Source organism: Marinimicrobium sp. C6131, from assembly GCF_026153455.1.
In the GTDB taxonomy this organism is placed as follows: domain Bacteria; phylum Pseudomonadota; class Gammaproteobacteria; order Pseudomonadales; family Cellvibrionaceae; genus Marinimicrobium.
This window is the reverse complement of sequence record NZ_CP110629.1, coordinates 3,486,513-3,511,917: the sequence shown is the minus strand read 5'-3', so window position 1 is coordinate 3,511,917 and position 25,405 is coordinate 3,486,513. Positions and strand designations below refer to the sequence as shown.

Sequence of the window (25,405 nt, the reverse complement as noted above, 5' to 3'; positions counted from 1 at the left end):
AACAACCAGTTCAACGATAACAACCACGGTCTGGCAATTTCTGGAATCCGATAAAACCATAGGTATTCACTCCATGACTACAAATGCAACTCACCCTGAACAGGGAAGTACTCTGTTTATTGTGCTGATCAGCTGTGTCGCCACCATTGGCGGCTTTCTGTTCGGCTTTGACAGCGGCGTCATCAACGGCACGGTTGAAGGCCTGCAGACCGCCTTCAACTCCGACAGCGCCGGCACCGGCCTGAGTGTGTCGTCCATGTTGCTCGGCTGTGCCGTCGGCGCCTTCTTTGCCGGCCGTCTCGCGGACAAGTACGGTCGCCGCTCCCTGCTGATTGTCGCGTCGGTGTTTTTCATCGTCTCCGCCTGGGGCTCCGGCGTGGCCGGCGGCACCATAGAATTTGTCTTCTACCGGATTCTCGGTGGCCTGGCCGTCGGTGCCGCCAGCGTCATGGCACCGGCCTATATCAGTGAGGTGGCCCCGGCCCGCTACCGCGGCATGCTCACATCAGTGCAGCAAATTGCCATCATCACCGGTTTGACCATGGCATTCTTCAGCAACTACCTGCTGGCCAAGTTCGCCGGTGGCTCAACAAAGGAATTCTGGCTGGGTTTTGAAACCTGGCGGTGGATGTTCTGGATGGAGCTGATCCCGGCGTTCATCTTTTTCTTCGCCCTGCTGGCCATTCCGGAAAGCCCCCGCTATCTGGTGGCCTCCGGGAAGATGGAAAAAGCCGGCGGTGTACTGGCCCGACTCTACGGACGCAGCACCGCTGAGACCAAAGTCGAAGAGATCAATACCTCTCTTGCCAAGGACCACCATCGCCCGCGCCTGTCGGATCTGATCAACAAACAGACCGGAAAACTGCGCACCATTGTCTGGATCGGTATTGGCCTGGCCGTACTTCAGCAATTCGTAGGCATTAACGTGGTGTTTTACTACGGGGCGGTACTTTGGCAGGCGGCGGGCTTCTCCGAAAACGACGCGCTGGCCATCAATGTCATTTCAGGCAGTATCAGCATCGCGGCCTGTCTGATCACTTTCTTCTTTGTCGACAAGATCGGTCGTAAGCCTCTGCTGTGGTTTGGCTCTGCAGGTATGGCCATCACGCTGGGCCTGGTCGCCTACGCCTTTGCGGGCGCACCGGTGGACCTGGAAACGGGCAACCTGAACCTGTCCGACGATGCCGGTCTGCTGGCCCTGATCGCGGCGAATGCCTACGTATTTCTGTTCAATCTGTCCTGGGGCCCGGTGATGTGGATCATGCTCGGGGAGATGTTTCCCAACCAGATTCGCGGTTCCGGCCTGGCCGTCGCCGGTCTGGCCCAGTGGCTGGCCAACTTTCTGGTCACCTGGAGCTTCCCGATTCTCCTGGCGGGCATTGGTTTATCCGCCGCTTACGGCATCTACACCTTCTTCGCCGCGCTCTCCGTGGTGTTTGTGCTGATGATGGTGCATGAGACCAAAGGGAAGGAATTGGAGGAGATGGAGGGGTAATTACCTTGGGTTACGGCGGATGCGCTTTGCTTATCCGCCCTACGCATAGCACGGCAGGTCGTGTAGGGCGGATAAGGCCAGCGGCCGCATCCGCCGTAACCCAAAGTGCAGTTCGAAACGTGCTATTTCCCGGAACGTTACGTTGGCACTGAGGGACGGGGAGGGGTAGCCCTTTCAAGACCGTAAGCGGAGGGATTCCGCGCGTCGAGCCTACATGGATGTATTAACGGCGTGTCTTGAAAGGGCTACCCCTTCCCGGCCCGGACGTGATGCACACTCAAACGCTAAGTGCCAAACGCAATAACGCAGCGACCGATATCGCATCGGTGATTTCGCCGCGATCCACCATGGCGATGGCTTCGGTCAGCGGCAATTTTTTCACTTCAATATCTTCGCTGTCATCCAGACTCTGCTCGACGTTTTGCAGGTCCCGGGCAACGTAAATAATGGCCGTTTCATCGGTCACCGAATTCGAAAGCTGCAGCTCTTGCAGTTTTTCCCAATGCTGTGCGCTAAGCCCCACCTCTTCCTGCAACTCACGCTTGGCAGCACTCAAGGGGTCTTCAGCACGGGGACAACCGCCCTCCGGAATTTCCCACGTGTATTCACCCATGGTGTAACGGGTCTGACGAACCAGCCAGGTATTCCCCGCTTCATCAATGGGGACCACACCGACCGCGGTATTTTTAAAATGCACCACGCCATAAATGCCATCCGTTCCCGCAGGCGTTATCACCTCTTCATGGGACACCCTGATCCAGGGGTTTTCGTACACACAGCGCGTCGACTTGCGCTGCCAGCCGCCAATCGTATCAGTCACATTCTCACCTTCAGTCATCGGGGGGACGCTCAGCGCGTCAGTGCAGCCGGTGGGGGTCAAGCTCAACGCGCTGAATGTGTCGACCGAGCATTAACACCCGTCCAAAATAACGGTCACCGCCGGTGACGGTAAACTCGAAATAAAACGCGCGCCACAAACCGGGGCGGCCCCGGGCGTCCCGTTTGATCCAGAGTCTGCGCAGGTACACGCTCTGATCCAGCATCTGTACCTGCATCTGCTCACAGTGGCGGCGCGCCGCGACAAACGCCCGGTCTTTCGCCTGAAAGGCACGCCAGCAGTAATAAATAAACAGGCCCAGAACCGTCAGCCAGACCAACGCTTTCAAATCGAACATGAAACCAGGATCCCCGGATAAACCCGAAGCATACCGTCTGGTGGCAAGCGGAGCCACCCTGAAGGAAAGAAATTTTTCAGCACATAAAACTCTGTGGCTTAACGCAAGCGAAAAGCAGCGGGGGCGTTGAACCAGTGCCGCGAGGGCCCTGGTTCGATACGGGCCGCCGGAACCGGCGGCCGCGCAAGTGATTGCTTTCGGTCAGATTACAGCGGCGTGACGTTTTCCGCCTGAGGCCCTTTCTGACCCTGGGTCACTTCAAAAGTGACACTCTGACCTTCTTTCAGAGTGCGACGACCTGACCCATTGATGGCACGAAAGTGAACAAACACATCCGAGCCGCCTTCACGCTCGATAAAGCCATAGCCTTTATCGTCGTTGAACCACTTAACAACACCAGATACCAGTTGATCTGACATACTTTCCTCGTCTTGCAAACTAACGCAGGTTCGAAACACCGAAAAACCCGCCTGACATGAACCGACCTTGGTCAACGCATCGGCGACCAACGCAAAAGCCGGGATGAAACAACCCTCAAGGGTTGTGCTAAGGGAAGGGTCGAACAAAGTTACTGGAGGGTGCCTCGCGGGAGCCTAGCCTTTGGCCGTTCACAATCTCTAGCAAAAAAAATTAAAGCACTTCGCCCCGGGCAGTTCAAGCATAATTTGATGAAACTTTGAGCGGGTTCCGAAGCGACAACGCACGGCACCCATGGGGTGCCGAAAAAGGTGTGAGGCACCACATGGGTGCGCTACCGACGGGCGAGTACTTCGTGCAGGTAGATGGAGAGCACCACCAGAGGGATGCTGAATATCATCACAACGCGCTTCAGTACTTCGAACTCCAGCCCTTCCTTGGCCAGTTGGTAGCAGGCCAGCGCCCAGACCGCGCTGGCGAAATAGGCCCAACGCCAGCGCCGGAAAATGCCCAGTGCTATCGCCCAGCCCACCGGGGCCAGCAGCATTCCGTAGCCCGTCGAGTAGCCCAGAAACACCGCTCCGGCCGCCAACAGGCACAGGATCAGCAGACCGTTGAGCGCGGCGTCCAGCCGATGCTTGCGCTCAGGGGTGAGAAACGGCATATCGGGCGTCACTCCTTGTCCACGAAGTACAGAGGATCTTTCTTGATGGCCTCAAGCGCCGCATCCCAGGCCGCCTGGGCATCCACCAGCATGCAGTCGGCGGCCAGCAACTGACCGCGCTTGATGGCACCCTCGGGCAGCAGCGCCTCAAGGCGATCGTAGCGTTGCACATAACCTTTGAAGCTGTGGCAGCGAACCGCGTTGGTGATCTGACGGCCCCGGGCATCGGTCAGGATAAAGTCCACCGGCTCATCTTCCAGCAGGTAAGGCGGCATCACCTGTTCTTCCACGGCATGCATCATGGTGTTGACAGTAAAATCGCAACCGAGGAAAAGTATCCGGCCACCCAGCCTCGGCAGACGGGCAAAGGGGGAATGCTCGCCGCAGGGAGTGTGGTCCTTTTCATGGCCCACCAGTAAATCCGAAGTGTTGGGGCCGATCGCCGCCGCCGAGTGGGTCGGGTGGAGGCTGCGCACCACACCCTGCTGGCGACGGAACGCCTCGCTGAGGCTGCCGACACAGGAGGGGGTCTCCTCGGTGTCGAACAGCGGATTCCCGGCGTTGACCGTTTCATAACTGAGCGTCGGCATCGCCAGCGTGCCCTCCGGCCCCAGCGCCCGACGCAGCCCGGCCGATACAATGTCGGCGGGCATGGCTTCACCCAGTGAACGCAAAGACGCGTGCACCATCAGGGTATCCCCGGGTTTCACCCCGAGGTCTTTGAGAAGATTGGATAACTCCAGATGGGGGTTGATATTCATAGCAGCTCATACTCCCATGGCTTTTTGAGCAAGCGTGTTTTTTAACAATGGCAGATTATCCACCCGACGGAGCCCGACATTGCGAAGGGCGATCCAGGCGGGAGAACGACTGCCGAAGAGTCGTTTGAAACCTTCCATGGAGGCCATCATGCCCAGGTTGTCGCCCAGGCGCTGACGCTGATAACGGCGCAGGATCGACGGCTCTGACAGTGGCAGACCGCGTTTCAGGGCGCGCTCAATTTCTTCACTCAGCGCCAGCACATCCTTCAGCCCCAGGTTTACGCCCTGGCCCGCCAGCGGATGAATACTGTGGGCCGCATCCCCGACCAGGGCAACGCCGGGGCGGATGTAATCCCGTGCGTGGCGCTGATAAAGCGGAATTCCGTGACGACGATCCGTGCTGGTGACAGCGCCCAGGGTGTACTCAAAGTCCCGCCCGAGACGCGTACAGAACGCCGCATCATCCAACGCCAGCAGCTCATCGGCCAGGTCCGAGTCAGCGGACCAGACGATGGAGCTGTAGTGCTCATCCCACGGAGAAGCCCCTTTTTCCGCATCGCCCCAGTGGCAGCGCAGGGGCAGAAACGCGAGCGGCCCGGTACGCATAAAGCGTTGGCGTGCCGTCTGGCCATGAGGCCGCTCGGTGCGCACCGTGGTGACAATAGCCCTCTGCTCGTAGGGCCACTCCCGTACGTTGAAACCGGCCAACTCCCGCACGCGGGAATGGGCACCGTCGGCGGCAATCACCAGGGGAGCGACCAGCGTATGACCACTGTCGAGACTGACGGCCACCACATCATCATCGCGGTGACTCAGGCTCACGACCGACACCGGCCGGAACCATTCCACGGTGGACTGATAGGTCAAGGCCTGACGGAGGTGCCGGACCAGAACGCTGTTTTCCACAATATGGCCCAGTTGATCACAATTGAGCTCATCCGCGTGAAAACCGATTCGTCCACTGGCCTCGCCATCCCACACCAGCATATCCCGGTAGGGGCTGGCGCGCTCGGCCTCAATGTGCCGCCACAGCCCCAGTTCCTCGTAACAACGGCGGGACGCCGGCGTCAACGCCACTACCCGTGGATCGAATTGTTCCCCCCGGTATACGGCGGGCTCGGCGTCGCTCGCCTCTACCAGCGCCAACCGAAGGCCACGGGCAGCCAGCAGGGGCGATAGTTTCAGAGCCAGGGTCGCCCCGACCTGCCCCGCGCCCACCACGATCACATCGTGCGTTGTCTGGCTCATGAACCCACCTCCGACAATCGCTGGACAGAGGGCTCCCAGGGCGCCCTCGGCCCGGCCGTGCCCATGGTCTGGGCGGCAAACCAGTCTTTGACCCCAGGCAGAAAATCCAGTCCGACAAATCCGAGATGACGCAACGCCATCAGCCCAAGACGGCGATTGGAGAACACCCGCACCAGTTTATCGCTCAACTGGATGGTCAGACGTTGATCCCGGGCGCGCTGCGCCACATAACGGTTCAGAACCGGTAGCGCGCCGGGGTCGGCCCCCTCCTGACGCGCCCGTCGCAGGCCGGCGGCCAGAGCCGCCGCATCCCGCAGTGAAAGATTGAACCCCTGTCCGGCCACCGGGTGCAGATAGTGCGCGCTATTCCCCAGCAGCACCAGACGCGACCGAACCTGCTCCCGAGCCTGCACCAGCGCCAGAGGCCAGGACTGCCGCTCTCCCACCCGGGTCAGGCGCCCGAGACGCCATCCGAAGGCCTGCTGCAGGGCGTCGAGAAACTCCGCCTCCGGAGCGTTCCGCAACGCGTCCGCCTCGCCCGGTGGCAGAGTCCATACCAGCGCGGCCCGCTGGGCCTGCGGGCATTCATCCAGAGGTAACAATGCCAGAGGCCCCCGAGGGGTAAAACGTTCGTAGGCCCGCCCGTTATGAGGTCGCTCAAAGGAGACATTGGCAATGACCGCGTGCTGCTGGTAGTCGTGGCGCACCTGCTCAATACCCAACTGACGATGCAGCTCGGAGGCCCCCCCATCGGCAAGCACCACCAGTCGCGCCGTCAGTGTTCCCGGCGTGCTCTCTCCTTTCAGGGTGAGGGTATTCAAGTGTCGGCCCGGCAGCAGGCCCGTTACCTGGGCGGGGGCCAGTATCTTGACCTCCGGCGCCTGAACGGCCGCCGTTCGCAATGTCGGCGCCAACCAGCCGTTTTCCAGAACGTACCCCAGCGCATCGCGCTGCTGCTCACGGGCATCGATCAACGCCCCACCGAGATGCCCCTGATCGGACACATGCACTTCGGTGATGGCGGTCGCGTGGGTTTTCAGCCGGGACCACAAGCCCAGCCGCTCGAGAATATCGGCACTGCCGGCGGAAATGGCGGTCGAGCGATTGTCGTAGTGAGATGAGTAGTGAGCGCTCGCCAACCGGTCCGGGACACCGGCGTCGATCAACACGGTACGCCATCCGGCACCACTGGCTGACAGAAGTCCGGCCAACACAGACCCCACCATGCCACCGCCCACAATGGCGATGTCGTAGTCCGGCAGGGCAAGCGATTCATTCATGGACAGGCCTCACACAGGAATAATGACGTTCATCACCGCGAACGAGACGCGTCGGCCATCAGCGCTTCAATGGCATCCGGGTCTTTGGGAACGCCATCGGTCAGCACCTCACACCCCTCTCTGGTGACCACCACATCGTCTTCGATGCGGATCCCGATGCCTCGCCACTTGCGGGCGACGCGCTCATTGTCCGGTGCCACATAGAGTCCCGGCTCCACGGTCATGACCATGCCCGGTTCCAACAGGCGCCACTGGCCATCGATTTTGTAGTCGCCGACGTCATGCACGTCCAGCCCGAGCCAATGGCCGACCCGGTGCATATAGAAGTCGCGATAGGCCTCGTTGGCGATCAGTTCGTCCACTTCACCCTGCAACAGCCCCAACTCCACCAGCCCTTCGGTCAGAACCTGCACCGACACCTCGTGGGGGCGGTTCCAGTGGTTGCCGGGGCGAATCTCGGCAATTGCCGCTCGCTGCGCCTTGAGTACCCAGTCATACAGGGCACGCTGCTCCGGGCTGAAGGTGCCGTTGACCGGAAAGGTCCGGGTAATATCCGCGGCATAGGTTTCGTACTCGCAGCCGGCATCGATCAGCACCAGGTCACCGTTTCTGAGCGCGGCGCTATTTTCAATATAGTGCAAAATACAGCCGTTTTTACCGCCCCCCACAATGCTGCTGTAGGCGGGGAAGCGGGCACCGGCCATGGCAAACTCGTGCAGTATTTCCGCTTCAAGCTGATACTCCATGACGCCCGGCTGGCAGTATTGCATGGCGCGGGTATGCGCCCGGGCGGAAATCTCCCCGGCGTGGCGCATCAGCCGAAGCTCGGCGGCACTTTTGATCAGGCGCAGATCATGCAGAAAGTGGTTCAGATCGAGAAATTCCCCGGGCGGGGTGGCGCCGGAACGAACCTTGGCGCGAATACTGTTCACCCAGTCCATGACCTGGCGGTCAAACTCCCGATCCTTACCCATGGCATAGTAAACCCGCTCCCGGCCTTCGAGCAGGCCAGGCAGAATATCGTCGATGTCGTCGATCGGAAACGCATCGTCGGCACCATAATCCCGGCAGGCGCCCTCGGGCCCGGCACGATAGCCGTCCCAGATTTCCCGGTCCGGGTCACGGTCACGGCAAAACAGGACGAATTCGCCGTGCTCACGCCCTGGAATCAGCGCGAGTACTGCGCCGGGCTCCGGAAAACCGCTCAGGTAATGCAGGTCGCTGTCCTGGCGGTAAGGGTACTCGGTATCGCGACTGCGCTGACGCTCCGGCGCCGAGGGCACGATGGCAATGCTGTTGGGTTCCATCACTTCCATCAGCGCCTTGCGCCGACGGGCGAACTCCTGACGTGTGATTTTCATGGATCGACCTTAGGGCTCAGCTTTTAGGTAACGCGAAAAGGGGTAGCGATATCAATGCAGGGTCGGGGGTTCATCCTCCGAGGGAGCCTGCGTCGCCTCGGCACCGGGAACATTGGCGTCCACCAGTGCCCGCGCGCCAAACTCCATAAACAGCGAAAGCGCCGCCATGCGCACATATTCCACCACTTCGGCGTAATCGTTCTCGGCTTCGCGGGCGGACTCTTCATCGTCCAGTTCCACCTGGGCAATAGCGGCCAGATCTTCCAGCGCCTCGCGGGCTTCGTCCGACAGGTTGGTGTCGCCGGCGTGACCGGCGCTGCCGAAGCCCACCAGAAAACCGTGACACCACTGACCGAGGCACTGCACCCGCAGGGTGATTTCCCGTTCGTCTTTGGGCAACAGCGGTTGCAACGCAAAGCCGTTACCGGTCAATTGCGCCCGGGTATCCCGGTACACCTGGGTCAACGCATTGCGGACGGTCTCATCCGGCGCCTGGGTAAAGTCCAGCTCTTCCACCGCTTCAAGCAGCCACTCGGTTTCATCCGGTTTGGCCCCGCCACAGAACTTCCCGCACAACAGCCCCTGCAATTCCGCCGGGTTGATCAGAATACCCAGGGGTTGTAACAGCTCGCTCAATTGTTCGTAACTCAGGGGGGGTGTTTCGGGTTCGGTCGTCATGGGCACCTCGTGTCGTTGACCGGATATGCTAACACGAATCCCGATTTGACGGCGGCAAGTACGGTTACGGCGGGCGGTGATTGACCCTCTGCAAAGGGCGCAATATAGTAGCTGCACGCGAATAATGAACCCGGTCCCCGAAATCATGTCCGATGAACTGCTAGAAGCCCTGGAAGCCAAGATGGATCGTCTGATCCAGGTCTGTGAACGCCTGCAGCAGGAGAACGACGAACTGCGGGCCAAAGCCAATGACTGGCAGCGGGAACGGGTGCGTTTGATTGAAAAAAACGAGCTGGCCCGCGGCCGGGTAGAGGCCATGATTACGCGCCTGAAGAGCCTGGAGGCAGACTCGTGAGTACCGAAACGGTTTTCGTCAAAATTCTGGATAAAGACTATCAGGTCGCCTGCCCCCGGGAGGAACGCGCCGCGCTGCAGGAATCCGCCGAGTTACTGGATGAGCGCATGCGTGCCATCAAGCGCAGCGGTTCTGTCATCGGGCTGGAGCGCATTGCCGTCATGGCGGCGCTGAACCTGAGCCATGAACTGTTGCAGGCCAAACGCCAACCGCAGCAGCCGTCCCTGGATCTGGACCAGAACGAACTGCAACGCCTGAACGACAAAATCGATCGCAGCCTGGAGCAGTTCGAACAACACTGACCGCCACCCTTCATTGCGTCGAGGAATCCGGTTGCGTCCACCCCCGACTTCCGGGTTATACTGAAAGCACGCCCTGGGGTGTTCGCCAGTCAACACGTCCTTGAGCCGATAACCGCAGTACAGGCGTTGTTCTGTAGGTCCTGTTGAGCATTACCGCGCGAACGGGAAGCCTGATGGACCGCGAACCTCGCCACCTTGAGCCTTAGGGTTCAAGGCCCAATTGACAGCGGCACCTTGGGGTTCTCCTTTCTCTCGCCCGGCCCATAATGGCCCGGTGGTTCCTATCGGACGATTCAACCGCGGACGTCTCGCCCTTGAGCACGATTTCCGAATTCCCCGCTCCAGACAAGAAACAACTGCGCCAGCGATTGCGCGCCCGCCGCAACGCCCTGTCCGCCCGGGAACACCGCGACGCGGCCCACGCCGTGGCCCGTCAGCTCTGCCGCACGGCGGAATTCATTCGCAGTCGTCACATTGCGGTGTATTGGCCCAACGATGGCGAAATCGATCCCACCCCGATCGTCGAGCGCGCCTGGCAGTTGGGCAAGCAGTGCTATCTGCCAGTCTTACATCCCATTCAGCCGCGGCGCCTCTGGTTTGTGCTTTGGCAACGCGGCACCGCACTCTACCCCAATCGCTATGGCATTCCTGAACCGAACCCGTACCGGGAACCACGCCTGGCGGCGCCGTTTCTGAATCTGGTACTGTTGCCCCTGGTAGGCTTCGATACCAAGGGTGGACGACTCGGAATGGGGGGTGGCTTTTACGACCGGACCTTTGCGTTCAAGGCTGGCGATCATCACATCCCGGGGCACGGCCCGGACCTGTTTGGCCTGGCTCACGCCTGCCAGCAGGTACCGGCGTTGCCGATCGAGCCATGGGACATCCCCCTGACGGCGGTGGTGACCGACCGGGGGATCGTTCGGTAGAAAGGTGGGTTTGCCGAGCGGTGGACTTCAGGAATTATCGGCCTGCTGCAGGACCACCGAGGCAGCGCTGCTGTCGTCGTCACCAAACCAGCGGCCGAGATCCAGCGCACTGATCAGCACACCCAGGCAGAACACAAAAATAACCAGAGTAACGATATCGGTTTTCATTTTATTCGGAACCTTCTTTTTTAACCGTTCAGGTATTCAGTTAATCGACATCCGTCCAGAACTAAATTTCCCTGTTGGCGTACCGTTTTTATCGCAACGAGGTCTAAGGTTAGTCGAAAATCGTGACAGTTCAAGGAAAACGTCGGAAAAATGGACGTTTTTTGAAGTAAATGTGTTGAAAATCACATTTTAGGGGCGGGTTTTTGCGGGAACAGGAACTTGGGTGCGTTTCAACCGCTGTTTTTTGGTGGATGACGGGCGTCGCCCGTCATCCACCGACTCAACGATTTCTCAATACGCCTCAGCTCAAAAAGAACTGATACGCCTCATTGTCGGTTTCATCCCAATAGGGATAATTGATTTCATCCAGAAACTTGCGCACCTGCGCCCGCTCCTTTTTCGGCACCTGCATACCGATCAATACCCGCCCATAGGCTGCGCCATGGTTCCGGTAGTGGAACATGGAAATATTCCAATGCCCGGCCACCCGATTGAGGAAGGCGAGCAATGCACCCGGGCGCTCCGGGAACTCGAACCGGAACACCATCTCATCCCCCACATTCGGCGCATGCCCACCGACCATATGGCGGATGTGCATTTTGGCCACCTCATTATCGGTCATATCCACCAGTTCATAGCCCTGCTCGCGTAACTCGGACACCAGCTCCGCGCGGTCATGGCCGCCGCTGCCCACCTGGATACCGACAAAGATCTTCGCCTCCTGGCTGTCCGCATAGCGGTAGTTGAACTCGGTGATGTTGCGTTTGCCCAGCGCCTTACAGAACTCTTTATAGGCGCCGGGACGCTCCGGAATGGTGACCGCCAGAATGGCTTCGCGTTGCTCGCCAATTTCGGTGCGCTCGGAAATGTAGCGCAACCGGTCAAAGTTGATGTTCGCCCCACAGTCGATGGCGACGAAGGTCTGTCCGGTAATACCGTTCTCCGCCACATACTTCTTCATGCCCGCCACGCTGATGGCACCGGCCGGCTCGGCAATGGAGCGGGTGTCTTCAAAAATGTCCTTGATACCGGCACAGATTTCATCGGTGGTGACCGTGATCACCCCATCAATGGTCTTGCGGAGCACCCGGAAGGTTTCCTTGCCGATCTGGGCCACGGCCACGCCGTCGGCAAAAATGCCCACTTGGGGCAAGGTCACCCGACGCTTCTTCTCCATCGCCGCCTTGAGCGAGGCGGACTCGTCGGACTCCACCGCAATCACTTTCACATTGGGGCGCACATACTTTACGTAGGCCGCCACCCCGGCACACAGGCCACCGCCACCGACGGCAACAAAAATCGCATCGATATGGCCCGGATACTGGCGCAGAATTTCCATCGCCACGGTGCCCTGGCCAGCGATCACGTCCGGATCGTCGAACGGGTGGATATAGGTCATGCCCTTTTCTTCCACCAGTTTTTTGGCGTGGGCGGAGGCTTCATCGTAGCTGTCCCCATGCAGGACCACCTTGCCCCCACGGGCGCGCACGGCATCCACCTTGATCGGCGGCGTGGTACGCGGCATCACGATGGTGGCTTTGATACCCAGATGGTGCGCCCCCATCGCCAACCCCTGGGCATGGTTGCCCGCCGAGGCGGCGATCACGCCCTTGGCCCGCTGTTCCGGGCTCAGTTGCAGCAGCTTGTTGTAGGCGCCCCGGATCTTGAAGGAAAACACCGGTTGCAGGTCTTCACGCTTGAGCAACACCTGATTACCGGTGCGCTGGGACAACAGCGGCGCCGGATCGAGTGGCGTTTCGACGGCGAGGTCGTAGATGCGGGCATTGAGGATACGTTTGATGTAGGAATCGGGCATAGGAGTGTGTTGCACCAAAGCTGTGTGAGACGGCAAACCCCCATGGTAAACAATTTGCGAACCGCTGGCATCCATCGCGTATAATAAGCGCCTTCACAATAGCGAGGTGATCATGACTCAGGACGAACTCAAGCAGGCCGTCGGCCAGGCCGCCGTCGACTACATCGCTCCGAAACTGCAACGCGACAGCATCATTGGTGTGGGTACCGGCTCTACGGCCAACTACTTTATTGACGCACTCGGTAAGCTGAAGGACGATTTCGCGGGCGCCGTGGCCAGTTCGGATGCCTCGGCGGAACGTCTTCAGAAGCTGGGTATCACGGTGTATGACCTGAATGAGGTCAGCGAGCTGCTGGTGTACGTTGATGGCGCCGATGAGAGCAACGCCCAGTTGGAGCTGATCAAGGGCGGTGGCGCAGCGCTGACCCGGGAGAAGATCGTCACGGCGGTGTCCCGGGAGTTTGTGTGTATTGCGGATGAGAGCAAGTGGGTGGATATACTCGGCGCTTTCCCGCTGCCGGTGGAGGTGATTCCGATGGCGCGTTCGTATGTGGCGCGTGAGTTGGTGAAGCTGGGCGGTGATCCGGTGTATCGCACGGGTGTGGTGACGGATAACGGGAATGTGATTCTGGATGTGCACCATCTGGAGATTATGGAGCCGAAGAAGCTGGAGGCGGAGATCAATCAGATCGCCGGCGTGGTAACCAATGGTCTGTTCGCCCGACGCGGCGCCGATGTGTTGCTGCTGGGCACATCTGAAGGTGTGAAGACCATCAAGCCCAAGTATTAAACTCGGGAGAAGTCGAGCTGCAGAGCTGTGCATAAAGTCCGGTCCGGAGGGAGGTGTACCTATCCCGGACACGCCGTAAATACATCCCTGTAGGCTCGCATCGCCGGTCCCCGGCTCCACGGTCCGGGATAGGTACACCTCCCTCCGGACCTCCGTGCCATTCCTCCCGGCCCCTCTCCTAGAACTACTTTACTACCTGCCAATCAAGGATTACGCCCTTCAGCCGACAACCCTTCTATATTTGGTTTTAAGTGCGTCGAATCCACGGCCATTGATGCCGGCACTGAGGAGCGCTTGGGGTGAACCCTTCCAAGACCGTAAGCGGAGGGACTCCGCGCGTCGAGCCCCCAAGGATGGGTTTACGGCGTGTCTTGGAAGGGTTCACCCCAAGTGCTCTGGGCTTTCCGACTGCGACACACTCGACCAGCCCCGGCTTACAAGTTTTAAAGGAGTTCTAAAATGAACTGGATCAAGCGCAGCATGCAGACTCGGCTGATGGCCGTGGTGGGGCTCGGGTTGGGGGGCTTGCTGGTGACGGCGGTGATCGCCATCAGTCAGTTGAACCAGCGGCTGGACCGCTACAACGAACTGATTACCGTCAACATCGCCCAGGAACGGGCCATCAACCAGATGAACTTCGACTTCAAAGTCCAGGTTCAGGAGTGGAAAAACGTCCTCCTGCGTGGGTACGACGACAGCCGACGCGTCCGGTACTGGAAGCAGTTCGAAGAACAGCACAACATCATCCAGAACGAAGGGCAGGCACTGCTCAGCCAAATGGCGCCCGGCCCCGTGCGCCAGGACGTAGCCGACTTTCTCGACGCCCACCAGACACTGTTCCGCGAATACCGCACCGGTTTTGAAGCCTTCAGCGCCAGTAACTACGACCCGACGGTGGGTGATAACGCCGTCTCCGGCATCGACCGGGAACCCAGCCGACTGCTGGACGAGGCCGCCGAACACATCAGTGCCACTGTCGCCACACTCACCCGCGACGTCGAACAGGGCAGCGCTCAGGTCAGCTTCTGGTCGCAAGTGGCCATTGCGAGCGTCGCCCTGCTGGTGGTGGTGCTGCTGTGGTGGACGCTGCGAGCCGCCTTCCTGCGCCCACTCAAAGCCTTGATGGACCACATCCAGCAAATGGCCCAAGGGGATTTCACCGGCAAAGTGCGCATCCAGCGAGCCGACGAACTGGGCCAACTGAGCGACAACCTGACCCGGCTACAGTCGGAGATGGGCGGTGTCATCGGCTCGGTAAAAGACTCGGCGCTGAAACTCAACCGCGCCTCCGAACACATCAACCTGAACGCCGATGAAATCACCCGACTGACCGGCGATACCGAACAGTCCACCGACCAGGTGGCCACCGCCGTCAACGAAATGTCCTCCACCGTTCAGGAGGTGGCCAACAACGCCTCGGGAGCCGCCGAGGCGGCCACCCAGGCCGATGAAGGGGCCCGGCGCGGTCGCTCGGTGATGGAGTCCACCCTGGACTCGATCAACCACCTGTCCGACGACGTGAATTCCGTCGCCGAGGCCATGCGTCAACTGGAGGGTGAAACCAACCGGATTGGCAGTGTGCTCGAAGTGATCCAGAACGTCGCCGAGCAGACCAACCTGTTGGCCCTCAACGCCGCCATTGAAGCGGCCCGGGCCGGCGAGCAGGGGCGCGGCTTTGCGGTGGTGGCCGACGAGGTGCGGACCCTGGCCCGACGAACCCAGGACTCCACCCGGGAGATCGCCGAAATCATCGACGCCGTGCAGGCCGGCGCCGCCAACGCCATGTCCGCCATGACCGCCAGCCAGGAGCAGGCGCAAAACACCGTGGCCAGTGCCGGCGAGGCCGGAGAGGCGATAGCCGAAATTACCCGGGCCGTCGCCAGCATCAGTGAGATGAATGCCCAGATCGCCACGGCGGCCGAGGAACAGAGCTACGCCGCCGAGGAGATCAACAAGAACATTGAGCGGGTGGTGGAACTGGTCCAGGGCGCCCATCAGAGCGCCCAGGGGTCCACGAAAACCGCGCGGGATCTCAATGAGTTGTCGCGGCATCTGTCCACCCAGATTGCACATTTCCGGGTGTAACATCACCGCCACTGAATCATGTCGCCCAGCCGCTCCAGGTCATTGATCACCCGCCACTGGCCGCCGCCGGACTCCACCCGGCCCTGCCAGTGCTCCAGGCGCTTGGCGTAATCCCGCGGGTCGATGTTGTCCCGGCGCAGCTTGGTGACGTTCAGGGCCACGACTTCCACCCCGGACATATCGATGGGAAAGTCCCGGATCTGCCCCTCCTGAAGATCTTCCTCCAGATCGGAGAACACAAACAGGTAGCGCTGTCCGGCGCCGGTTTCAGTCAGATAGTCGTGGCCCTGAATCACGCCGCCGGTGATGTCGGTATTGGCGGCCCCTCGCTCGATACCCCCCAACACCTCGTCCAACGTTTCCTTGAACGCCCGCTTCTGGCCATTGGCCACACTCGGACGATCGTCAAAGGTGACTTTCGCGACGATGTTTTTCTCGGTAAAGCTGCCGCCGTCAATCAGGGCCACCGCCATCGAATCACCACTGTCCAGCGAACCCAACAGATAGGCAATCAATGACTGCGCTTTGTCCAGTTCCTCGGTGTAGGTCCCGGAGGTATCCAGCAGCAGATACACGGCGCGGTTATCCGGGCGCTGGGTGTCGCTGCAGGCGCTGATGAGGCTCAGTGCACCGAGCAGCGCGGCGGCGATAACGCCGCGCCAAACGACACCGAGGCCGGGCTTCATGGCTGTTTCCGTTGTCCGCTTCATGGCTTCACCCCCACCACTTTGGTCGTTTCCAGATCCTCACTGTCGTCCCAGGGCGGGTCCTCGCGGTCGACTTTGCGCTCACTGGAACGCGGGCGACTCACCCACTGCTCAATGGCCAGAGGGACCACAATCAGCATGTCATACAGGTGCACCAGCATTTTGCTCAGATGATTGGCCATACCGCCCACCAGGCGCACGACCAGACGCAGCCCGCGCAGCAGGGCCACGACCATCACCCCCACCACGGTGCGCAGGGAGTGGATGAACGACTCCAGCGGAATCGCCACAAACGCCAGCACAAACGGCAGAATGAAACCGAGCACCATCTGACCGATGGAGGGAATCCAACGGAACTGGGCCTCCACCACGGCGGCTCCGGTCAGGGTCTGGTTGAGCGCCTCGCGGTCCAGCGCCAGCAGGTCGCGCATATAGGCCAGTGAGGCCTCAATGCTGGCCAGAATGGTCAACAGCGTCAGGCTGACAATCATCATCCGCCGGCGCATCCGGTCATCCATACTGCCGATGATCGGAAACAGGTGGGTGATTCGCAGGGATTCCAACAGAAACACCCCCATGGCCACTTCCAACAGGATAATCACCAGCGCGGCGACGTCCGAAATGCGCATGGAGCCCACATAGCTATTGCTGCCGACCATCTCCGACATGGGCATGGCGATCAGGTGGAAGTTGATCAGCCCGCCCATCAGGGCAACGGCCAGCACCAGTCCGGCAATCAGAAACTGGGTCATGGAGGACGCAGTCAGGGAATTCACCGCCTTGTCTTCCCCGGCGCGAATCGCTGCGTATTCCTGCATCTGTTCATCAATGGTCTTGCTGCGCTCATCCAGCCCATCAATGGTCTGCTTCACCTGGCTCAGGTTCTGATCCAGGGAGCGCCACTGGGGCTGCATGCCGGCCAGAATCCGGTGCCGTTCCCGGCTGCTTTTCTGATACAGCTTCAACGTCTCTTTATGGGCGTCTTCAATCACCTCACGGATGTTTTCCAGCACCTTGTGCACCGCCGGGTCACTGCTGCCGGGCAGACCGGAGACGGTTTCGATCACCTCCGACCAGGCCGGTGGTAGCGGCGGCGCATCGCTGGCCTCCTGATAATCGGCCTCGATTTTCTCGATGGCGTCGGCAATCTTGCGGTGCAGATTGGGGTAGCGGCTCAGATCCCGCTCCATGATGGTGTGCACCCGGTTGAAGTCCCGCTCGATGGCGGCTTCCGCCGAGCGACGCCCCATGGCCAGCAGAACATCCCGGTTGCGCGCCACCAGGCGATCTTCCAGTTGGCCAATGGACCGGCTCCACAGGCGCATGGCCCCGTGTACGGCCCGGCCACTGGCGCGAAACAGTTGATGGGCATGGCGGCGCCCCAGATAGAGCACCACCACCAGAATCACCAGCCAGATCGCCAGCGAGAGTGCTGGCGAATCCGACCAGAGGGTCAGTAGTTGATTGAACATGTTGAATCCTCCGAATCAATGACTGTGCCAATCAGTGGATTGGCTTGACTCGAAGTATCGCGAACGTCAGTGAAAAATCGGTGAGTTGGTCAGGCACGGAGATTGTTGACGCATCGGAAGAAGGCGGCTTTGCCCAAGAGTGACCGCCATCACAGCCTTTCTGGCAGCCAATGCTACACTTTGTCCATGGCAGACATACTCTGGGTTGAAGATCAGTCCCACTGGATCGAAAAGTTCCAGCCGGTACTCGAGGCCACCGATTTTGATGGTCGGCCCACCCGTGTGCGCGTATTCCGGTTCGCCGAAGCAGCCTGCCAGCATATCAAGCAGAGCGACGCCGGCCAGGCGCCGGATATCGCCCTGCTGGACGCCCAGATGAACGGCCGGGACACCGCTGGCGCCTCGGTCTCCCGGGCACTGCAGCGCAAATGGCCCGACGTCCCCCAGGTCTATCTGTCCGAGTACAGCGGCACGGATATTGAGCAGAGTGCGTTCGAGCAGGGCGGCATTCAGGATTTCATCGCCAAGCATCAACGCAATATCGAAGCGGTCTTGTGCTGGCGGATCAAGGCGGCCCTGCGTCAACGTGAAGCCCCCAAAACCGAACAGCTCACCAGTGGGCCACTGACGCTGGACAAGGTCACCTGGGAAGTCTTCTGGCACGGCCACAAGCTGATGAACCCCAACAATCCCCGTCGCCCACTGGGCCCGACACCCCGGAAAATTCTGCGTTATCTGGTGGAAGCCTCACCCCGGCCGGTATCCACCCTGCAAATGGCCGAGGCATTGGAGGCCGACCCGGAACGCTTTTCCTACGCCAATTACCGCCAGCACATCAAAACTCTGCGCCACGCCATTCAGCGGGCTCAACCGGCCCTGGATTTCATGGCCTTGTGCCAGCGGGGAGAAGGCATTGTCACCTTCGGGGACCTCGGCGCCTATTGCTGGAAGCCGGTCCAATCAGATTAAGGAGCCGCATCGTGGCCGAGACCTCCGACAAGGCGGTTGATTCCGCCGCCAGCCCTCCCGCGGTTCGCCCGCGACGGGTGGCTTTTCCCTGGCTGAGCAGCCTGGCCGGGTTGGCGCTGGGCGCCTACCTGCTGGCGGCGGGCGAGCCCCAGCTGTTGCGCGAGTTCGGCCTGATGCCCGACGGCTACCGTCTGCACCCACTGCTTCAGACGCTGGAGGTCAAACTGGCGGCGCTGTTGATCTTTGCCCTGCTGATCCTGCGCGATGTGTTCCACCACAGCCGGCGGCTGAGCGCCTTTGACCGGGACATCGAGCGCTTGCGTACCGAACTGAACCAGGTCTGGCAGAGCAAGAAACAACTGCAACTCAAGGCTCACACTTACGCCGGGCACGCCGACAAACTGAAACTGTTCATCAGCGAAAAGCTGCTGGAGTACATCGAGTACGACGAGAAATTTCTGCATTTCAAAAGCATCGCCGCCGAAGTGCGCCACAACGGGGTCATCTGCTTTGACAAGGTACAGACGGCCCTGCAGGCTCACCTGGAACAGGGCCAGTACCCGAGCGATGAGGACCATGCCCGGGATCGGGACGCCTTCGATGCCATGCGCTACCTCTGGGACCTGCTGGACCTGTCCACCACGGACAATATTGCCCTGCACATCGGCAACCAGTTGTGCGAGTGTGAGGAGCACTATTACCAGCGCTTACTCAACGATGATACCTCCGAGGCCGTCCCCCATCGCCCGGACTATCTGCCACGAAGAGCGACGCTGAAAGCGCTCGCGCCCCTGCTGCAGGACTCTCCAACCCGTCTCGAAGCGCTGGATGAGCGCGCCAATGAGCGACTGACTCTGGACGATGACCCTCAGTTCCGCGCTTACCTGGACCCGACCGACAGTCTGCTCGGGAACGAGAACCATTTTGTGCTGATGCTGGAAAACCTGCTGAAAAACGCCCAGTTCTTCGCCCGTAAAAAAGCCAAATCCAAATACAACCGCGTTGCACTTACCCTGGGCCAGCGCGGGGCCCGGGTCGAACTCGCGGTGTACAACCGGGGCCCGCATATCGACCCGGACGCCATGGAGCAGATTTTCCAGCTCGGCTACTCCACCCGCCGCGCCCGGGAGCATCACGGCAAGGGGCTCGGATTGTTCTTTGTACAGGAGATCGTCAAAGGGTATGAAGGGCGGGTGCAGGTGGAAAACATCGAGAACCGATCCGCCTATTATTCCCTGCGTATCGCCCTGGCCGACGGACAGCTGACCACCGAAGTGATCGAAGTCACCCTGAACGAGGACGGTCAGCCGCAATGCCGGCGGGCGCAGACCCTGAGCGACCCGTCCGCCCCCGGGGCCACCGCCCTGGAATGGGACTTTGAACAAGCCATCACCCGGGTCGAGTTGACCCCGACGGGCAGTCAGGACACCCTCGCGCTCGAACTGGATCCCACAGGCGCTCGGGAGACCCTGCTGGATCCTCAAAACCCCGCCATACCCCGCTGGGCACTGGAGGTCCAACCCCGACGCAAGGGGGGCAAGCTCACCTTTACCCCTCTGGATGTGGCGGGCGTCTGTTTCCGGGTGCTGCTGCCCACGGCCGCCTCCCGGGTGGAAGGCGACGATGAGGATCTGGACGCTCTGGCACCGCAGGTGGAGGACCTGAACCGCCCCTTTGAAGCCCTTGAGGAGTACCGTGGCTGAGTGCTTTATCGATATTGAAATTCAGCTATTGGCCCCCATATATAATTAAACGTTACTACCAGCATAGGCTTTTATATTGTTGGCATTTATAAGCGCCATTGCTTTTTGCCCCTTGCCTGGCCGCAATGCAATCCTTATTATGCTGGCACACGTATAAAGCGGCCACGACCCGCTTGGCGCGGTCGACACCGCTTCACTCACGATACCGATTTGGAGACACAGCTTTATGAGTAGCGACGCTATAGTGCACGTCACTGACGAGAGCTTCGAGGCCGAAGTCCTGAAGGCCGACAAGCCCGTACTGGTTGATTTCTGGGCGGCCTGGTGTGGTCCCTGCAAAATGATCGCCCCGATCCTGGACGAGCTGGCCGGCACCCATGGTGACAAGATCAAAATCACCAAGATGGATGTGGACGCCAACAAAGAAGTCCCCGGCAAATTCAACATCCGTGGTATCCCGACGCTGATCATCTTCAAAAACGGCGAACCGGACTCCACCAAAGTCGGCGCGCTGTCCAAACAGCAACTGGTCGAGTTTATCGAAGGCGCTCTGTAAGCCCGACCCCCGTCGGCAGCCCCCGCATGGCGGGTGGTTGCCGGACGCGTGACGGACAAACCGCTGCGCCTTTGCACTACCCGGCGTTTATCGCTATACTCCCTTCATTCGATGTTTGCCCGGCCTTGATTCAGCTCTGAACCACCATCCAGATTGATGGACCAGCCAAATCGATGGGCAGCTCCGGGGAGTTGACTGAAACGCCAGTTGATTTCCATTAAATTCCCGCTTGTTCTCCCTGTTTCGGCGCTCTGTGGCTCAGCCACCCTGGCCTGCAGTCAGCCTGTAAGCAGAGATAACGGCACCCCGGCACCACCAGTCCCGCACGCGCAAAATCACAATTTTCGTGCAACAACAAATCCATTAACCTTCACACCAAAGTCACACTGTATGAATTTAACCGACCTGAAAACCAAACCCATCGAAGAACTGATCGACATCGCGCGGGAAATGGGGCTGGAAAGCATGGCCCGTTCGCGCAAACAGGACATCATCTTCAATATCCTAAAGCGCCACGCCAAGAGCGGTGAAGACATCTACGGCGACGGCGTCCTGGAAATTCTGCAGGATGGCTTTGGCTTTTTGCGCTCGGCCGACAGCTCTTACCTGGCCGGCCCGGACGACATCTATGTCTCCCCCAGCCAGATTCGCCGCTTCAATCTGCGCACCGGCGACACCATTGCGGGCAAGATCCGGCCCCCGAAGGAAGGCGAACGTTACTTCGCCCTCCTCAAGGTCAACGAGATCAACTTTGACAAGCCCGAAAGTTCCAAGCACAAAATCCTGTTTGAAAACCTCACCCCCCTGTTCCCCGATGAGCGTCTGCGCCTGGAAGCCGGTAACGGTTCCACCGAAGATCTGACTCCACGTATCATCGATCTGATTTCTCCCATCGGCAAAGGCCAGCGCGGCCTGATCGTGGCACCGCCCAAAGCCGGTAAAACCCTGATGATGCAGAACATTGCCCAGGCGATTACCCGCAACAACCCCGAGTGCCACCTGATCGTTCTGCTGATTGACGAGCGTCCGGAAGAAGTGACCGAAATGCAGCGCTCGGTGCGCGGCGAAGTGGTCGCCTCCACCTTTGACGAGCCGCCGGCCCGTCACGTGCAGGTGGCCGACATGGTGATCGAGCGGGCCAAGCGCCTGGTGGAACACAAGAAAGACGTGATCATTCTGCTCGACTCCATCACCCGCCTCGCCCGCGCTTACAACACCGTGATCCCCTCCTCCGGTAAAGTACTCACCGGTGGTGTGGACGCCCACGCCCTGGAGCGCCCCAAGCGGTTCTTCGGTGCGGCCCGGAATATTGAAGAGGGCGGCAGCCTGACCATCATCGCCACCGCGCTGGTGGATACCGGCTCGAAGATGGACGAAGTGATTTACGAGGAATTCAAAGGCACCGGTAACCTCGAACTGCACCTTGATCGGAAAATCGCCGAGAAGCGTATTTACCCCGCCATCAACGTGCGCCGCTCCGGCACCCGTCGCGAAGACCTGTTGATGAAGGAAGATGAAATGCAGCGCGCCTGGATTCTGCGCCGCCTGCTGCACGACATGGAAGACGTGGCCGCAACCGAGTTCCTGGTGGACAAGCTGAAGGACTTCAAGACCAATGATGAGTTCTTCCTGTCCATGAAGCGGAAGTAGGTTTTGGTTACGGCGGATGCGGGCTTTGCCCTTATCCGCCGTTGCCCAAACGCGACGCGCCTTAAAACAACCTACCCCCACTACCCTCGCCTATGAAATACCGCGACCTCCGAGACTTCATCCACCTGCTCGAACAACGCGGCGAATTGAAACGCATCACCGCCGAAGTCGATCCCTACCTGGAGATCACGGAAATCTGTGACCGCACCCTGCGTGCCGGCGGCCCCGCTCTGCTGTTTGAAAATCCCAAGGGCTACGATATTCCGCTGCTGGGTAACCTGTTCGGCACGCCCGAACGGGTCGCTCTGGGTATGGGCGAAGAGTCGGTGGAAGCGCTGCGGGAAGTGGGCAAACTGCTCGCCTTTCTGAAAGAGCCGGAGCCCCCCAAAGGCTTTAAAGACGCTTGGGAAAAGCTGTCAATTTTCAAACAGGTTCTGAATATGGGGCCGAAGGTCGTACGCAAGGCGCCCTGTCAGGACGTGGTGCTGGAAGGCGACGCGGTGGATCTGGACAAGCTCCCCATTCAGACCTGCTGGCCCGGCGATGCCGGGCCGCTGGTCACCTGGCCACTGGTGATTACCCGTGGCCCGGAGAAAGAGCGGCAAAACCTGGGCATCTACCGGATGCAGAAGATCGGCAAGAACCGTCTGATCATGCGCTGGCTGGCCCACCGCGGGGGCGCTCTGGATTTTCGGGACTGGCAGAAAGCCCACCCGGGTGAGCCCTTCCCGGTCTCCATCGCGTTGGGCGCGGACCCCGCCACGATTCTTGGCGCGGTCACTCCGGTGCCGGACACGTTGTCCGAGTACGGTTTCGCGGGATTGTTACGGGGCGATAAAACCGAAGTCGTCAAAAGCCAGAGCAACGATCTGCAGGTGCCCGCTTCGGCCGAGTTCATTCTGGAAGGCTATCTGGCACCGGACGATATGGCCGATGAGGGTCCGTTTGGGGATCACACCGGTTACTACAACGAGGTGGATCGCTTCCCGGTCTTTACCGTGGAGCGCATCACGCACCGCAAAGATCCGATTTACCACAGCACTTATACCGGCCGCCCGCCGGATGAGCCGGCCATTCTCGGCGTTGCGCTGAACGAGGTGTTCGTGCCGATTCTGCGCAAGCAGTTCCCGGAAATTGTGGACTTCTATCTGCCTCCGGAAGGTTGCTCCTACCGCATGGCGGTGGTGACCATGAAGAAGCAGTATCCCGGTCACGCCAAGCGGGTCATGATGGGCGTCTGGTCGTTCCTGCGTCAGTTCATGTACACCAAGTTTGTCATTGTGGTGGATGATGATGTCAATGCGCGGGACTGGAAGGATGTGATCTGGGCAATCACCACCCGCATGGACCCCAGCCGGGATACGGTGCTGGTGGATAACACCCCCATTGATTATCTGGACTTTGCTTCGCCGGTCTCCGGGCTGGGTTCGAAGATGGGGCTGGATGCCACCAACAAGTGGCCCGGTGAAACGGATCGCGAATGGGGCAGTCCTATTGTCCAGGACCCCGAGGTCAAGCAGCGTGTGGATGCGTTGTGGGATGAACTGGGGATAGATTCATAAACCGGCAAACTGCATGCGATTACTCTCTGTCATATCGATCCTGCTCCTCTCTCTCGCAGCCAACGCAGAGAACCCGACCTATCCCCTGCATTACCACGTCACCCTGAACCCCGAACACGACCGGGCCGAGGTGGTGATCGAAAGCGACCACCACGGTCTTCTGAAATTGTTGGACTTTGATATCGGCTCCGGCCGCTATTCCAACCTGGAAGCCAACGGCGAGCTGCAACTTGAAGACGGTCGGGCCATCTGGACGCCGCCCAAACGTAACGCGCGTCTCTCCCTCCACGTTGACGTGTCCCACGAGCGCGACCCGGGCGAATACGACTCCCTGATGACCGAGGACTGGGCCATCTTTCGGGGGGACGATATTATTCCCGCTGCACGGGTACGCTCCACAGTAGGCGCTCAGGCCGAGGCTTGGCTGCACTTTACGCTCCCCGACCACTGGACCAGTGTCAGCACCGGCTGGAAAAAAGCCGGGGCGCGTCGCTTTCGGATCGACAATCCCGAGCGACGTTTCGACCGCCCCACCGGCTGGATGATTGCCGGGCAACTGGGCACCCGCCGGGAGAAGTTGGGCGATACCGAATTGGTGGTCAGTGCGCCCAAGGGCAGTAACCTGCGGCGGATGGATGTGGTGACCCTGATTACCAACGTCTGGCCCGAGGTCGAAAAAGCGTTTCAAACCGCCCCCCCCAAATTCGCGGTCATCGGCCACGGCGACCCCATGTGGCGCGGCGCCCTGTCCGGACCCAACGCCCTGTTCCTCCATGGTGACCGGCCCATGGTCAGCGAAAACGGCACCAGCACGGTCATTCACGAACTGATCCATGTCGTCACCCGGATCGACAGCCGCAATCAAAGCGACTGGCTGGTGGAAGGCCTGGCGGAATTCTACGCCGTTGAACTCTTGTACCGGGCCGGATCGCTGACCGAGGCGCGACGCACGCGGGTCATGAAGGGGCTGGCGGACTGGGGCAGCGACATCAAAACCCTGCGCAAGAAATACTCCGCCGGCGCCACCAGTGCCCGGGCAGTGGTGCTGCTGGATGAACTGGATCGGGAAATTCAGAGTGCGACGGACGGTGAGCGCAACCTGGATGACGTCGCGCGGGTGTTGATCGAGAAGCGTACGGTGACCACCGAGATGTTTGTGGAGGTGGTGGAGGAGGTGATGGGTAAGCCATCAAAGGTGTTGGATACACCGTTGCTTCGCAAACCTTCCAATACGCCCCAACCCAAGGCACAATAGCGTCACA

General features: G+C 60.0%; 25 protein-coding genes and 1 other RNA gene. 13 read left to right on the top strand and 13 right to left on the bottom strand.

Going from position 1 to position 25,405, the window contains the following annotated elements:
* The first annotated feature begins 73 nt into the window (after positions 1 to 73).
* Positions 74 to 1,495: a sugar porter family MFS transporter gene (locus tag OOT55_RS15040; protein WP_265366660.1), complete on the top strand. Its 1,422-nt coding sequence runs from the start codon at positions 74 to 76 to the stop codon at positions 1,493 to 1,495.
* 277 nt (positions 1,496 to 1,772) lie between these two features.
* Here the strand turns inward: OOT55_RS15040 and OOT55_RS15035 are convergent, their stop codons facing one another.
* The 9 genes from OOT55_RS15035 to OOT55_RS14995 all read right to left on the bottom strand — a co-directional run bounded on the left by OOT55_RS15035 (position 1,773) and on the right by OOT55_RS14995 (position 9,079).
* The gene (locus OOT55_RS15035; protein WP_265366659.1) at positions 1,773 to 2,333 is read right to left on the bottom strand and encodes an NUDIX domain-containing protein; all 561 of its coding nucleotides are present in this window, start codon (positions 2,331 to 2,333) and stop codon (positions 1,773 to 1,775) included.
* A gap of 19 nt (positions 2,334 to 2,352) precedes the next feature.
* The gene (locus OOT55_RS15030) at positions 2,353 to 2,670 is read right to left on the bottom strand and encodes a DUF3301 domain-containing protein (protein WP_265366658.1); all 318 of its coding nucleotides are present in this window, start codon (positions 2,668 to 2,670) and stop codon (positions 2,353 to 2,355) included.
* A 206-nt stretch (positions 2,671 to 2,876) separates the two neighbouring features.
* Positions 2,877 to 3,089: a cold-shock protein gene (locus tag OOT55_RS15025; RefSeq protein WP_027328212.1), complete on the bottom strand. Its 213-nt coding sequence runs from the start codon at positions 3,087 to 3,089 to the stop codon at positions 2,877 to 2,879.
* Positions 3,090 to 3,421: 332 nt separating this feature from the next.
* Positions 3,422 to 3,751, bottom strand: a complete 330-nt coding sequence (locus tag OOT55_RS15020; protein WP_265366657.1) for a hypothetical protein — start codon at positions 3,749 to 3,751, stop codon at positions 3,422 to 3,424.
* A gap of 8 nt (positions 3,752 to 3,759) precedes the next feature.
* On the bottom strand, positions 3,760 to 4,512 hold the full coding sequence (locus tag OOT55_RS15015) for an AAC(3) family N-acetyltransferase (protein ID WP_265366656.1): 753 nt from the start codon (positions 4,510 to 4,512) through the stop codon (positions 3,760 to 3,762).
* A 6-nt stretch (positions 4,513 to 4,518) separates the two neighbouring features.
* Complete coding sequence (locus tag OOT55_RS15010; RefSeq protein ID WP_265366655.1) at positions 4,519 to 5,760, bottom strand: UbiH/UbiF/VisC/COQ6 family ubiquinone biosynthesis hydroxylase; 1,242 nt, start codon at positions 5,758 to 5,760, stop codon at positions 4,519 to 4,521.
* Positions 5,757 to 7,040: a 2-octaprenyl-6-methoxyphenyl hydroxylase gene (ubiH, locus tag OOT55_RS15005; RefSeq protein ID WP_265366654.1), complete on the bottom strand. Its 1,284-nt coding sequence runs from the start codon at positions 7,038 to 7,040 to the stop codon at positions 5,757 to 5,759. Before ubiH ends, OOT55_RS15010 begins: the two co-directional genes overlap by 4 nt.
* Positions 7,041 to 7,072: 32 nt before the next feature.
* Entirely contained in the window at positions 7,073 to 8,401 is a 1,329-nt protein-coding gene (pepP, locus tag OOT55_RS15000) for a Xaa-Pro aminopeptidase (protein WP_265366653.1), read from the bottom strand.
* Positions 8,402 to 8,452: 51 nt separating this feature from the next.
* Positions 8,453 to 9,079, bottom strand: coding sequence for a UPF0149 family protein (locus OOT55_RS14995; protein ID WP_265366652.1), 627 nt, complete (start codon positions 9,077 to 9,079; stop codon positions 8,453 to 8,455).
* A gap of 124 nt (positions 9,080 to 9,203) precedes the next feature.
* Here OOT55_RS14995 and OOT55_RS14990 point away from each other — a divergent pair, with 124 nt between their 5' ends.
* The 4 genes from OOT55_RS14990 to OOT55_RS14975 all read left to right on the top strand — a co-directional run bounded on the left by OOT55_RS14990 (position 9,204) and on the right by OOT55_RS14975 (position 10,665).
* Entirely contained in the window at positions 9,204 to 9,434 is a 231-nt protein-coding gene (locus OOT55_RS14990) for a TIGR02449 family protein (protein WP_369755570.1), read from the top strand.
* A complete protein-coding gene (locus OOT55_RS14985; protein WP_024461963.1) occupies positions 9,431 to 9,736 on the top strand; it encodes a cell division protein ZapA in 306 nt (101 codons plus the stop codon). Before OOT55_RS14990 ends, OOT55_RS14985 begins: the two co-directional genes overlap by 4 nt.
* Before the next feature lie 67 nt (positions 9,737 to 9,803).
* A non-coding RNA gene (gene ssrS, locus OOT55_RS14980) (6S RNA) lies at positions 9,804 to 9,981 on the top strand.
* A 69-nt stretch (positions 9,982 to 10,050) separates the two neighbouring features.
* On the top strand, positions 10,051 to 10,665 hold the full coding sequence (locus OOT55_RS14975) for a 5-formyltetrahydrofolate cyclo-ligase (protein ID WP_265366651.1): 615 nt from the start codon (positions 10,051 to 10,053) through the stop codon (positions 10,663 to 10,665).
* A gap of 27 nt (positions 10,666 to 10,692) precedes the next feature.
* Here OOT55_RS14975 and OOT55_RS14970 read toward each other — a convergent pair whose 3' ends face one another.
* Positions 10,693 to 10,833 (bottom strand): hypothetical protein, encoded by a 141-nt coding sequence (locus OOT55_RS14970; protein ID WP_265366650.1) that lies wholly within the window; start codon positions 10,831 to 10,833, stop codon positions 10,693 to 10,695.
* Between the two features lie 301 nt (positions 10,834 to 11,134).
* On the bottom strand, positions 11,135 to 12,724 hold the full coding sequence (gene ilvA / locus OOT55_RS14965; RefSeq protein ID WP_265366649.1) for a threonine ammonia-lyase, biosynthetic: 1,590 nt from the start codon (positions 12,722 to 12,724) through the stop codon (positions 11,135 to 11,137).
* A gap of 37 nt (positions 12,725 to 12,761) precedes the next feature.
* On the opposite strand from ilvA, the gene rpiA reads away from it, so the two are divergent.
* Positions 12,762 to 13,439: a ribose-5-phosphate isomerase RpiA gene (rpiA, locus tag OOT55_RS14960; protein ID WP_265366648.1), complete on the top strand. Its 678-nt coding sequence runs from the start codon at positions 12,762 to 12,764 to the stop codon at positions 13,437 to 13,439.
* Between the two features lie 459 nt (positions 13,440 to 13,898).
* Positions 13,899 to 15,524, top strand: coding sequence for a methyl-accepting chemotaxis protein (locus OOT55_RS14955; RefSeq protein ID WP_265366647.1), 1,626 nt, complete (start codon positions 13,899 to 13,901; stop codon positions 15,522 to 15,524).
* 2 nt (positions 15,525 to 15,526) lie between these two features.
* Here OOT55_RS14955 and OOT55_RS14950 read toward each other — a convergent pair whose 3' ends face one another.
* The gene (locus OOT55_RS14950) at positions 15,527 to 16,210 is read right to left on the bottom strand and encodes a vWA domain-containing protein (RefSeq protein ID WP_265366646.1); all 684 of its coding nucleotides are present in this window, start codon (positions 16,208 to 16,210) and stop codon (positions 15,527 to 15,529) included.
* A 20-nt stretch (positions 16,211 to 16,230) separates the two neighbouring features.
* The gene (locus OOT55_RS14945) at positions 16,231 to 17,703 is read right to left on the bottom strand and encodes a hypothetical protein (RefSeq protein ID WP_265366645.1); all 1,473 of its coding nucleotides are present in this window, start codon (positions 17,701 to 17,703) and stop codon (positions 16,231 to 16,233) included.
* A 186-nt stretch (positions 17,704 to 17,889) separates the two neighbouring features.
* On the opposite strand from OOT55_RS14945, the gene OOT55_RS14940 reads away from it, so the two are divergent.
* The 6 genes from OOT55_RS14940 (at position 17,890) to OOT55_RS14915 (ending at position 25,398) form a co-directional block, all read left to right on the top strand.
* Positions 17,890 to 18,672, top strand: coding sequence for a response regulator transcription factor (locus tag OOT55_RS14940; protein ID WP_265366644.1), 783 nt, complete (start codon positions 17,890 to 17,892; stop codon positions 18,670 to 18,672).
* Positions 18,673 to 18,683: 11 nt separating this feature from the next.
* Positions 18,684 to 20,375, top strand: a complete 1,692-nt coding sequence (locus OOT55_RS14935) for a sensor histidine kinase (RefSeq protein WP_265366643.1) — start codon at positions 18,684 to 18,686, stop codon at positions 20,373 to 20,375.
* A gap of 226 nt (positions 20,376 to 20,601) precedes the next feature.
* Positions 20,602 to 20,931, top strand: coding sequence for a thioredoxin TrxA (gene trxA, locus OOT55_RS14930; protein WP_265366642.1), 330 nt, complete (start codon positions 20,602 to 20,604; stop codon positions 20,929 to 20,931).
* Positions 20,932 to 21,321: 390 nt separating this feature from the next.
* Positions 21,322 to 22,581: a transcription termination factor Rho gene (gene rho, locus OOT55_RS14925; RefSeq protein WP_024461953.1), complete on the top strand. Its 1,260-nt coding sequence runs from the start codon at positions 21,322 to 21,324 to the stop codon at positions 22,579 to 22,581.
* A 92-nt stretch (positions 22,582 to 22,673) separates the two neighbouring features.
* Positions 22,674 to 24,143 (top strand): 4-hydroxy-3-polyprenylbenzoate decarboxylase, encoded by a 1,470-nt coding sequence (gene ubiD / locus OOT55_RS14920; protein ID WP_265366641.1) that lies wholly within the window; start codon positions 22,674 to 22,676, stop codon positions 24,141 to 24,143.
* 13 nt (positions 24,144 to 24,156) lie between these two features.
* Positions 24,157 to 25,398: a hypothetical protein gene (locus OOT55_RS14915; protein ID WP_265366640.1), complete on the top strand. Its 1,242-nt coding sequence runs from the start codon at positions 24,157 to 24,159 to the stop codon at positions 25,396 to 25,398.
* Positions 25,399 to 25,405: the final 7 nt, after the last annotated feature.

Coding starts and splice junctions, on each gene's coding strand:
- OOT55_RS14940 (WP_265366644.1), top strand. CDS start 17,890: ATGGCAGACATACTCTGGGTTGAAGATCAGTCCCACTGGATCGAAAAG.
- OOT55_RS15025 (WP_027328212.1), bottom strand. CDS start 3,089: ATGTCAGATCAACTGGTATCTGGTGTTGTTAAGTGGTTCAACGACGAT.
- OOT55_RS15040 (WP_265366660.1), top strand. CDS start 74: ATGACTACAAATGCAACTCACCCTGAACAGGGAAGTACTCTGTTTATT.
- OOT55_RS14945 (WP_265366645.1), bottom strand. CDS start 17,703: ATGTTCAATCAACTACTGACCCTCTGGTCGGATTCGCCAGCACTCTCG.
- OOT55_RS15020 (WP_265366657.1), bottom strand. CDS start 3,751: ATGCCGTTTCTCACCCCTGAGCGCAAGCATCGGCTGGACGCCGCGCTC.
- trxA (WP_265366642.1), top strand. CDS start 20,602: ATGAGTAGCGACGCTATAGTGCACGTCACTGACGAGAGCTTCGAGGCC.
- OOT55_RS14955 (WP_265366647.1), top strand. CDS start 13,899: ATGAACTGGATCAAGCGCAGCATGCAGACTCGGCTGATGGCCGTGGTG.
- pepP (WP_265366653.1), bottom strand. CDS start 8,401: ATGAAAATCACACGTCAGGAGTTCGCCCGTCGGCGCAAGGCGCTGATG.
- OOT55_RS15030 (WP_265366658.1), bottom strand. CDS start 2,670: ATGTTCGATTTGAAAGCGTTGGTCTGGCTGACGGTTCTGGGCCTGTTT.
- ubiD (WP_265366641.1), top strand. CDS start 22,674: ATGAAATACCGCGACCTCCGAGACTTCATCCACCTGCTCGAACAACGC.
- rho (WP_024461953.1), top strand. CDS start 21,322: ATGAATTTAACCGACCTGAAAACCAAACCCATCGAAGAACTGATCGAC.
- ubiH (WP_265366654.1), bottom strand. CDS start 7,040: ATGAATGAATCGCTTGCCCTGCCGGACTACGACATCGCCATTGTGGGC.
- OOT55_RS15035 (WP_265366659.1), bottom strand. CDS start 2,333: ATGACTGAAGGTGAGAATGTGACTGATACGATTGGCGGCTGGCAGCGC.
- OOT55_RS15010 (WP_265366655.1), bottom strand. CDS start 5,760: ATGAGCCAGACAACGCACGATGTGATCGTGGTGGGCGCGGGGCAGGTC.
- OOT55_RS15015 (WP_265366656.1), bottom strand. CDS start 4,512: ATGAATATCAACCCCCATCTGGAGTTATCCAATCTTCTCAAAGACCTC.
- OOT55_RS14915 (WP_265366640.1), top strand. CDS start 24,157: ATGCGATTACTCTCTGTCATATCGATCCTGCTCCTCTCTCTCGCAGCC.
- OOT55_RS14995 (WP_265366652.1), bottom strand. CDS start 9,079: ATGACGACCGAACCCGAAACACCCCCCCTGAGTTACGAACAATTGAGC.
- OOT55_RS14950 (WP_265366646.1), bottom strand. CDS start 16,210: ATGAAGCCCGGCCTCGGTGTCGTTTGGCGCGGCGTTATCGCCGCCGCG.
- OOT55_RS14970 (WP_265366650.1), bottom strand. CDS start 10,833: ATGAAAACCGATATCGTTACTCTGGTTATTTTTGTGTTCTGCCTGGGT.
- ilvA (WP_265366649.1), bottom strand. CDS start 12,724: ATGGATGCCAGCGGTTCGCAAATTGTTTACCATGGGGGTTTGCCGTCT.
- rpiA (WP_265366648.1), top strand. CDS start 12,762: ATGACTCAGGACGAACTCAAGCAGGCCGTCGGCCAGGCCGCCGTCGAC.
- OOT55_RS14990 (WP_369755570.1), top strand. CDS start 9,204: ATGAACCCGGTCCCCGAAATCATGTCCGATGAACTGCTAGAAGCCCTG.